Here is a 9576-nt window from a genome sequence, read left to right as displayed (position 1 = left end):
TTTTCAAGCCATTTTTCGCCATGTTCGTGGCACTACATATTTGCCAAACTCCGGGGAATCAGGCAGCAGGCCGCGCAAAATCAACCACTTGCCAACGGACTCCCAACGGGGACTGTTCAAGTTGGGCTTGATGCGCTGAACTTCTTCCTGTCCGATGTCCGCGACGGGCTCGGCCCCTACCTCGCCGTCTACCTGCTCGCGGTGCACCACTGGGACCAGGCCAGCACCGGGCTGGTCCTGTCGATCGCTGGCATCGCCGGGCTGGTCGCGCAAACCCCGGGCGGGGCGCTGGTCGATGCGCTGCGGGCAAAGCGGGCGCTAATCGCCGTGGCCGCGATCATGGTCGCGGGCGTCTGCCTGGTGATCCCGCTTTTCCCCGGCTTCTGGCCGGTGGCGGCGGCGCAGGTCGCCAGCGGCGCCGCTTCCGCGGTGTTCCCGCCGGCCATCGCAGCGGTCACGCTCGGGCTGTTCGGCCATGCCGCCTTCACCCGCCGCACCGGACGGAACGAGGCCTGGAACCATGCCGGCAACGCCTTCGCCGCTGCCGCGGCGGGCGGGCTGTCGCTGTGGTACGGGCCGATCGCGGTCTTCGTCCTGCTGGGCGCGATGGCCCTGGCGAGCGTCGTCTCAGTGCTAATGATTCCGGCCGGGGCCATCGACAACGACGTGGCGCGCGGGCTGGAGTCCGGCGCGGCGCGCGGCGAGAAGGCATCCGCCTGGAAGGCCCTGCTCGGCTGCCGGCCGCTGCTGGTCTTCGCCGGCTGCGTCGCGCTGTTCCACTTCGCCAATGCGGCTATGCTGCCGCTGGTCGGGCAGAAGCTGGCGCAGCAGGATCTCAACCGCGGCACGGCGATGCTGTCGATGTGCATCGTCGGCGCGCAAATCGTGATGGTGCCGATGGCCATGCTGGTCGGCGCCCGGGCCGATGCCTGGGGTCGCAAGCGGCTGTTTCTCGTAGGCTTCGCCGTGCTGGCGCTGCGCGGCGTGCTGTACACTCTCTCCGACGATCCTTGGTGGCTGCTGGCGGTGCAGGCGATGGATGGCGTCGGCGCCGGGCTGTTCGGCGCACTGTTCCCGGTCATCGTCGCCGATCTGACCAAGGGCACCGGGCATTTCAACGTCAGCCTCGGTGCGGTGGCTACGGCGCAGGGAATCGGCGCCTCGGTCAGCAATGCGGCCGCCGGCTTCGTGGTGGTGCAGGCGGGCTATGATACCGCTTTCCTGGCTTTGGCCGGTTTGGCCACGTTGGGCGGCCTGCTGTTCTGGTGGTTGATGCCGGAGACGGCAGCCAGGACCGCAGCCCCAGCCCCAGCCAAACTTGCGCCGGTCCTCGCAACATGATGAGTACGCTTGTCGCCTCCCCTTGGTCCGTCTGGGGCATCGCCGCCGCCGCCACGGCCGGGGTCATTCTGCGCCCTTTCGCTTGGCCAGAGTTCGTCTGGGCCATTGCCGGCGCCGCGTTGCTGGTGCTGCTCGGGCTGCTGCCGCCGGCCGAAGCACTGGCCGGCGTGACCCGCGGTACGGATGTCTACCTGTTCCTGGTCGGCATGATGCTGCTGGTCGAGCTCGCCCGACAGGAGGGGCTGTTCGACTGGCTGGCCGCCCGCGCCGCGCAACTGGCTCAAGGCTCGGCGAACCGGCTGTTTGCCCTGGTTTTCGGCGTCGGCACGCTGGTGACGGTCTTCCTGTCGAACGACGCGACCGCCGTCGTGCTGACGCCGGCGGTCGCCACTGTGGCGCGAGCCGTCAAGATAAAGCAACCGTTGCCCTACCTGCTGGTCTGCGCCTTCATCGCCAATGCAGCGAGCTTCGTGCTGCCGATCTCCAATCCCGCCAACCTGGTGATCTACGGCAGCCGGATGCCGCCGCTGCTCGAATGGCTGCCGCGCTATGCGCTGCCGTCGCTCGCGGCGATCCTGGCGACCTATGCGATGCTGTGGCTGACGCAGCGGCGGGCGCTGCAGGCGCCGGTGCAGTCCGATATTGTCGTCCCGGCGCTGTCGGCGGGCGGCCGGATGGCGGCAATCGGCATCCTAGGCACAGCCGGCGTGCTGCTCGCCGCCTCGGCCCTGGATGCGCAACTCGGCCTGCCGACTTTCGTCGCCGGCCTGGTCGCCACGGGGCTGGTGCTGCTGCGGTCGGAGTGCAGCCCCATGACGGTGGTGCGAGGCATCGCCTGGGGCGTGCTGCCGCTGGTCGCCGGGCTGTTCGTGTTGGTGGAGGCGCTGGAGCGGACCGGCGTCACGGCGACACTTGGCAACGTGCTCGAGGCGCTGGTGGGGCGATCCGAAACGCTGGCCGCCTGGGTCTCGGGCGTGACGCTCGGCATCGGCACCAACCTGGTGAACAACTTGCCGGCCGGCCTGGTAGCCGGGCGCGTGGTCGAGATCGTACATGTGCCGGAGACGGTGCGCGCCGCGCTGCTGATCGGCGTCGATCTCGGCCCGAACCTGTCGGTAACAGGATCCTTGGCGACGATCCTCTGGCTGATTGCCCTGCGGCGGGAAGGCCATGCGGTGACGGCCTGGCAGTTCCTCAAGCTCGGCGCGCTGGTGATGCCGCCGGCCCTGCTGCTGGCCATCGCCGCCAGCCTCATCCGCCTCTGACAGCCCCGGGAGACGACATCATGCAAAGCCTCAGCGCGGCTTGGCTCTATCCGCTGATCCTCGCCGCCGGTGCCCTGCAAGCATGGGGGGCGCCGATGAACGGCGCGCTGCGCCAAGCGCTGGAGAATCCCTGGTTGGCAAGCCTGGTCAGCTTTCTGCCCATTGTCGCCTTCCTGGGCGTCGTCATGTTCTGTCAGCCGCGGCCGTTGCCGACCGCCGAGGGCTTGGCAGGAATGCCCTGGTGGGCGCCACTCGGCGGGCTGGTTGGCGCCTTCGCGGTGGTGGCGGGCCTGCTCTTCGTCGACAAGGTGGGGGCTGGGGCCTTCGCCGGCCTGACCATCACCGCGAATATCCTGATGTCGCTGGCAGTGGACCATTTCGGCCTGTTCGGTATGCAGGAACACCACCTCAGCCTTTGGCGAGTTCTCGGCGGCGCGCTAATGGTCGCCGGCGTCGCCCTGGTGGCGATCTTCTGAAACCTCCAGATGTTCTCGATAGCGTTCTGCTTTGCAGGGGACGGAGTACATTTCTGCAATGGGGGTCAGCCGAATGACTGGCCGTGGCCACTTCCGCACCGTGCGACCGTACTCGAATGCGGCTTGGCGACCATGATATCCGCCCCTGCCGGATAAGGCGCGGTTATGGAAGCGCCGCTTGCTTGTGAGTAGCGCCATGATCGCAGGCTAGAGGGTAACGCCAGACGTGGGGCACCACGCGGCCGAGCATGTCTCTAGACCGAGACCGGCGGCAATCAGATAAATGCCTGAACACAAATCCCCCGACGTGTGAGGGGTTAACCAACTCTATTCCGGTGCAGGGCCTTGCTGCAGCAAGGCTCGGCGCACTGCATCCTCGAGCTCGTCGAGATCGAAGGGCTTGCGTAAAGTCGGCCAGGCGGCGCTACGATAGGTGGCGTATCCAGTCACAAAAATGACCTTGATTTCGGGCCGGAGTCCAAGCGCTAGGTTCACGAGCCCTGGGCCATCAAGGCCAGGCATCCGGATGTCCGTCACGAGCACCTCGATCTCTGGGTTGGTCTCGACCCTTCTGAGGGCACCCTCACCGTCAGGCGCCTCATAGACCTTCATGCCGAGAGAAGCACAGAACTCGCTCAGGATCTCGAGGATCATCGGTTCATCATCGACCACCAGGGCTACGCGGCCGGCGAGCGCGGCCCCGGCTGTTTCCCTGGAATGGCAGCGGTCGAACATCGCACCATGCTGCGTTTCCGAGCCGGGACAGCATCGTCTCGAGCCGCCGAGCACGACACGAAGATCCGGTAGCACAATGCGGTATAGTTTCGCGGCAGCGGCAGCCGCATCGCCATTCTCCCCGCCTGTCAGCAACGCAGCCCGGTGACTGGTGGTCCTGGCGCGCCGCTGGGGATTCATGCGACCTGCCCCGCGGACGAACCAGACGAGAAGTACTCGATCCTGCCGCTTGGGGGTACCCGCGGCAGCCAGACCGTCACCCGGGTGCCTTCGCCTGAGTGGCTGCTGATGGTGGCGGCTCCGCCAGACTGTTGGGCAAATCCGTAGACCTGGGACAGTCCAAGGCCAGAGCTGCTGCCGACCGTCTTTGTCGTGAAGAACGGCTCGAAGGCGCGGGCAACCACGTCTTCTCCCATCCCCATCCCAGTGTCGGACACCGACACGGCCACGTAGTCACATTGTGGAACGCTGCCGCGGACCTTCTCCGGTAAAGCGTCGCTCCTGGTGTTCCTTGCTGAGATAGTCAGCTGCCCGCCGTCCGGCATGGCGTCGCGCGCGTTGATGGCAAGATTCAGCAAGGCTGCCTGCAACTCACCTTGGTCGACGAGTGTGGGCCAGAGCCCTGGCTCGACTTCCATTTCGATGCGTACCGCGCCGCCCAGAGTCCGAGATAGCACGTTGTTGGCAAGGTCGGGCAGCAGTGCCGAGAGATCGACCGGTGTGGGCTCAAGCGGCTGCTCTCGTGCGAAGGCAAGAAGCCGCTTGGTAATGTTCGCCCCGCGCCGCAGCGCCTCCATGGCACCACGGGCAAAGCGCAGGAGCACCTCGTCGGAGGTTCGGCGCATGAGCAGCTGCATATTTCCCGAGATCACCATCAGCAAGTTGTTGAAGTCGTGTGCAACACCCCCCGTGAGCTGGCCCATGGCCTCCAAGCGCTGGATGCGCCGCAGGACCTGCTCGGCCTGTACCTGCGCCGTGATGTCCTGGAACGTAGCGATCGCGAGTGTCACCTGGCCGTCGCCGTCGCGCACCGGAGCGGCGCTCACTTCGAGACTCACCAGCGATGTGTCGCCACGCCTGTAGAGCAGTTGCTCACGGTCCACCCGCTCGCCTCGGAGGACGGCCCGAGCCAGCGGATACTCGTCGGCTGCCAGGGGCCGACCGTCTCTATGGAGGGCGCCAAAACTCTCAGCGTAGGCCTGCCAGCCAGATGCGGGGCTGAGCTGGTGCCCCAGAGCCCGCTCGGCCTCTGGGTTCGAGAGGATGATTTCTCCCGAAGTAGCATCAGCGACCACGACGCCGATTGGCATCTGATCAAGGATAGCACGCAGGCGCTGCTCGCTGCGGCGCAGCGCTTCAGCCTCGCGCAATGCCAGGAGTTCGAGACGGCGATCGAACATTGCCGCGGTCAAGGCCAGCGTTAGCAGAAGGAGAGTGCAAGCCGCGACGCCGACGGCCAGTGCCTGAGCCGGGATACCGGATGCGTCCCCTGAATGGGCATGTGATATCGAACCAAAGGTGACCGCAGTCATTCCCGTGTAGTGCATTCCGGTGATCGCCAACCCGAGCGCCAGCGCACCGACCGCTCGTGCCGGACCGGGGCGGTCACCAAGGGCCATGACGAGCGCCAGGGACGAAGCGCCAACCGCGACCACCCCTGAGGCCGCCACGAGCACGGGATCGTACGAGGGCGTCGCGGCCAGCCGCATAGCCGCCATCCCGACATAGTGCATGAGGCAGATGCCGAGCCCCATGGCCATCCCGGCGCTGGCGATCCGTATTGGCCCGGGCGAAACCACCGGAGCACTCACGGCAGCAAAGCCGGTACCGGTTGCTGCAACAGCGAGGAGCAGCGACAGGGCAGTCAGGCTGACATCGTAGCGGATCGCCACATCCAAATCGTACGCCAATATTGCAACGAAATGCATCGACCAGATTGAGCCACCTGTTGCCAGGGCGGCGCCGGCCAGCCACCAAAGTCTAACAATCCCTGTATTGGCCCGAACGCGACGCAGCAAGTCGAGCGCTGTCCACGAGCCCAAAACAGCAATCACGACGGAGACGACGACAAGGGCCGAATTGTGCGTGCTATGGAGATGATGCATCGCGCAAAACAACCCGGCTGTGGTGGTGCGAATGGTATCAGCCACAACCAAAAAGTGCATGCCGTAGCATGTCAAGCAAGGTGTAGCGGTGCCGGTCTAGACGCCGGGAAACGTGTATAGCGACCCACAGAGTTTCTCGGCGCAGCGCGGAGGATCTCGGGCTAGGCGCCGGACATATCCACCTCTCGGGCGGCCATGCGCGCCATCGCTTGTTCAAAGTAAGACAGACTCACCATGCAACCTTGACTGCCCTGCGGGCCATGAACTCCGCCACCAGCCGATCCGTCTCAGCCTTGGGTCGGCGGCTTGACTGATCGATCGGAGCGCGCAGGGGCCCTGCCTGCAGTGCCACGATCGGCGTACCGCTGTGCCGCCGCGGCGCCTTTGATTAGGGCCTTCGGGATGTCCGCCAGGAAGCGCGACGGCTTGCCGGCCCAGTCGCGGCGGTGCCGGACCCAACTCAACTGCAGCAAGTGCCGGGCGCGGGTCACGCCGATGTAGAAGCCGGCTGGCGTTGCCGGGTGCCAAGGGTTCGGGCCATGCGCTTGAGAGCGAACCGAATCACTTCTCTCTGGGACGGATAAGCCAGTGCCGCGGCTCGGTGCAGGGTGGCGATTGCCCAGACTGCATGGCGAATGGAGGCGGGCTTGCGGCCAAGGCCGGTCAGCGCATTCACGTAGGCCGCCACAGCCTCGGGCGTGGCGGGAGGGGCAGGGAGGCCCTTCGCTGCTGCCCAGCCGCTGAAGGCGGCCGACGCCTTGCAGAGCGCTCGCTTAGTCTCCAGCGCCTTGGCGCACATGCACATCCAGCCGGGCGGCAATGTCCTTGATGACCAGCACGTGGCGGCCAGGAAGTCCATGGAGACTTGGAAGTGCGGCAACTGGTGCCGACCAGGGCGCGCTGAGGCAGGTTGATGGCGATACGCTTGCGGTCGAGTACGGCAGCCGTTGGTCACTTTTTTGGTTGCGTACGCATATCTAAGGTTTACAAACCGTAGCTAAGAATCCTACCCGCGAGTCTGTGGGAGACAGACCGATTCGGGCACACGGCCCATCTCGGCGATTCGGCTCCGGTCAGACTTTTGCGGCACCATCGCCGCGCTAGGCGAGGCGCACGGGTTTGGCCACTCTGCTCGAGACGATGCCGTGAGCGGTTCGGCCGATGAACAGGCGTGGCGCCACTCCTTCGAGGCAACCTACGCGGCAGCAAGTCAACAGAAGCAGCAGTGCCGTCAGCGTCGCCGCAACCAGACGCGGGAGCCATCGGCTGAGACCATCGCCGCCCAGGCTGCCAGGCTCGCCGCCGCACGGGCGCGCATTGAGATCTGCTTTGCCAAGGCACAGCCGACGTCCGATCTCGCCAAAATCTGGCCGTTCATCACCTTTCAAGCCAAAGCGGGTGATCCGGACGCCCGGCTGCTGTGGCGCGCCGATGCCGAGCCGATCTTCGCCGAGCTCCGGCGGACCCGTCACGCGGCGCAACGGGAGGAGGTTCGGCTGCGCCTCAGCTTGGGCTATCGTTGGCTGGGTGGCCCAATCGGCGGCAACCCGGCTTACGCTCGGGTGCCGTTCGTCTACCGCGGCTTGGTCTCCGACGAACATCCCATCCTGAAGCTCTTCGTCGCCAGCACGCCCCGGGCCGCGCTTCTGCGGACCGGCGACACCAAGGCCAACGTCGACCGCGTCGGCCAGAAGCTGCTTGCTCTCGACAGTCCCTACGTCGCTGGGAACAAGGCGATGTGCCGGATCCTGCGGGTCGACATCGACCGCGACTTCCCGGGCGGCTTCGCCGAACTCAAGGACGCAATCGCTGCCTGCGGGGTGCCGCTGCCGAACATCGCTGTCGGTCACCTCGATCCCACCGGCCGGCTCCTGCACCCGCACCTCATCTGGCTGCTCGAAAACGCCGTCGTCCTTACCAAAAAGGGCCGGCAGGCTCCCAAGCGGTTGTACCAGGGCGTTCTTAATGCGCTGAACGCCGCCCTGCTGCCGATCGGCGCTGATCCCAACGGCCGGGCCAATGCGCTGCACGTCAAGAACCCGCTCTGCCCGGCTTGGTCCCACGCCGTCCTGGCCGGAGTCCCTTATAGCTTGGGGCCCGACGCGCGCGGACCGCAGGCCGATGCCGGTCTTCCTGCGCTCAGCCCCAGCCTCGACCTCGCCAATGCCTGGACCCGGCTGCAGGCTGCTGCCAATGATGGCTGGCACGCCTCTCCCACTCCGGACCACCCCGACCCGGCTATTGCCGGCCAGTCCAACGTGCTCTTTCACACATTGCGCGTCATGGCCCGTGCCCAGGTCGGCCGGCACCGCGATGAGGGCCATGGCTCCGAGGCGAGCTTCGGCAATGCAGTGCTGGCCGAGGCGCTCCGCCTCGCCCAGGCCGGTTTGGCCACCGAGGAGCAAGCCGCGGCGACGGCCAGGAGTGTCGTTCGCTGGACCTGGCACCACTATCACCGCTCGGCGCGTTCGCCCTGCGCCTCGCCCGAGGAGCGCAGGGACCGCCAAGCGGCCGGCCAGGCCAAAGGCGCCGCGTCCCGGCGTGCCGCGACCCTCGCCGCTTGCATCGTGGCGGCCCGTGATCTTCAAGGGCGCGGTCAGAGCATGACGCGGGCCTCCGTCGCCGCTGCAGTTAAGCGCGACCCGCGCACCATCCGCCACCACTGGCCCGCCGTCCTCGGCGCCCTGCAGGTGCCGAGCCCAGAGGCAGCAATTCAGGTTGCTATAGATAAAAAGCAATCCGCCCAGGAGGCCCCCGGTGATCCTAGCGCATGGCTTACTCCTGCCACCGCCAACCGGGAGCCTCTGGCTCCCGGCCTCCTCACCAGCTGTGCCGAGGCTTTTTCAGTGCTCGGCGAATGCGGGAGAACAACGCTCCCTGTTGATGCGCGGCGCAGCGCGGCACAGGGCGGTGAATCGGCGCCTGAGGCGACCAGCGCATCATTTCGCTCTGATCCTGTGTCTGCCTCCGCCACGAAGCGCCCTCGCCGGCGCTCGCCGCCCCCTGCATGGAAAACTGCGATCCGGGCAGGCTATGAGGCCGGCCAGCGCGTCGGCGAACTCGCGGACAGGTTCAAGGTGGATCCGAGCAGTATCTGCAACGCCGCCAAGCGCCATGGCTGGTCCAGGCCGGAATCCTGCGTCAGAGGCGGTTATACGACTGCTTCGGCCGATGTTCAGGACGCTATCCGCGTCGGCTACGAGGCCGGTCACTCCGTCGAGGCGCTTGCGCAAGCCAGCGGCGTTGCTGCGGGCAACATTTACCAGACGGCCCGGCGGCTCGAATGGTGTCGACAGGATCAGCGCTCACGACATCGAACGTCCGCGTCACTGAGGGCCCTTGCGCCTGGGTAGTCTGCATGCCGGAAACAAAGCCCGGGCGCTCGCGGCGTCCAGCACCCATCCAGAGTATTTGGTGATAAAGGCAGCGATCACGTAAGGAAATAATACCTTAACAATTCCGCGGCGTCCCCGACCGAGGCTCTGGCCGGTCTGGTCGAGCGGGTCACCTTCCACAACGCCGAGACCGGCTTCTGCGTCCTGCGGGTCAAGGTGCGGGGGCAGCGCGACCCTGTCACCGTGATCGGCCATGCCGCGCTGATCTCGCCCGGCGAGTTCGTCAGCGGCTCGGGTGTCTGGATCAACGACCGCACCC

7 protein-coding genes are annotated in these 9576 nt (G+C 66.3%); 4 read left to right on the top strand and 3 right to left on the bottom strand.

Translation table 11 applies throughout. The features are described from left to right. Positions 1-57: 57 nt before the first annotated feature. From ACFQS7_RS30295 to ACFQS7_RS30285, 3 genes are read left to right on the top strand one after another with little or no spacing between them, the layout of a single operon-like run. Positions 58-1341 carry an MFS transporter gene (locus ACFQS7_RS30295; RefSeq protein ID WP_380070874.1) on the top strand — a complete coding sequence of 428 codons (1284 nt, stop codon included), beginning with the start codon at positions 58-60 and terminating at the stop codon, positions 1339-1341. Continuing rightward, a complete protein-coding gene (locus ACFQS7_RS30290; protein ID WP_380070873.1) occupies positions 1338-2606 on the top strand; it encodes an arsenic transporter in 1269 nt (422 codons plus the stop codon). The genes ACFQS7_RS30295 and ACFQS7_RS30290 overlap by 4 nt, the downstream gene beginning before the upstream one ends. A 20-nt stretch (positions 2607-2626) precedes the next feature. Next, positions 2627-3082: a DMT family transporter gene (locus tag ACFQS7_RS30285; protein WP_380070872.1), complete on the top strand. Its 456-nt coding sequence runs from the start codon at positions 2627-2629 to the stop codon at positions 3080-3082. A 327-nt stretch (positions 3083-3409) separates the two neighbouring features. Here ACFQS7_RS30285 and ACFQS7_RS30280 read toward each other — a convergent pair whose 3' ends face one another. From ACFQS7_RS30280 to ACFQS7_RS30270, 3 genes are all read right to left on the bottom strand, one after another. Further along, the gene (locus tag ACFQS7_RS30280; protein WP_380070871.1) at positions 3410-3817 is read right to left on the bottom strand and encodes a response regulator; all 408 of its coding nucleotides are present in this window, start codon (positions 3815-3817) and stop codon (positions 3410-3412) included. A 176-nt stretch (positions 3818-3993) separates the two neighbouring features. Then, a complete protein-coding gene (locus ACFQS7_RS30275; RefSeq protein WP_380070870.1) occupies positions 3994-5982 on the bottom strand; it encodes an MHYT domain-containing protein in 1989 nt (662 codons plus the stop codon). A 427-nt stretch (positions 5983-6409) separates the two neighbouring features. Further along, on the bottom strand, positions 6410-6781 hold the full coding sequence (locus ACFQS7_RS30270; protein WP_380070869.1) for a hypothetical protein: 372 nt from the start codon (positions 6779-6781) through the stop codon (positions 6410-6412). A gap of 286 nt (positions 6782-7067) precedes the next feature. On the opposite strand from ACFQS7_RS30270, the gene ACFQS7_RS30265 reads away from it, so the two are divergent. After that, positions 7068-9275, top strand: coding sequence for a replication initiation protein (locus ACFQS7_RS30265; protein WP_380070868.1), 2208 nt, complete (start codon positions 7068-7070; stop codon positions 9273-9275). Positions 9276-9576 lie beyond the last annotated feature (301 nt).

Origin of the sequence: Dankookia sp. GCM10030260 (assembly GCF_042666655.1) — a bacterium.
Lineage (GTDB): Bacteria > Pseudomonadota > Alphaproteobacteria > Acetobacterales > Acetobacteraceae > Paracraurococcus.
This window is presented reverse-complemented; position numbering and strand designations above follow the sequence as displayed.

Coding starts and splice junctions, on each gene's coding strand:
- ACFQS7_RS30290 (WP_380070873.1), top strand. CDS start 1,338: ATGATGAGTACGCTTGTCGCCTCCCCTTGGTCCGTCTGGGGCATCGCC.
- ACFQS7_RS30285 (WP_380070872.1), top strand. CDS start 2,627: ATGCAAAGCCTCAGCGCGGCTTGGCTCTATCCGCTGATCCTCGCCGCC.
- ACFQS7_RS30280 (WP_380070871.1), bottom strand. CDS start 3,817: ATGTTCGACCGCTGCCATTCCAGGGAAACAGCCGGGGCCGCGCTCGCC.
- ACFQS7_RS30275 (WP_380070870.1), bottom strand. CDS start 5,982: ATGCACTTTTTGGTTGTGGCTGATACCATTCGCACCACCACAGCCGGG.
- ACFQS7_RS30270 (WP_380070869.1), bottom strand. CDS start 6,781: ATGGACTTCCTGGCCGCCACGTGCTGGTCATCAAGGACATTGCCGCCC.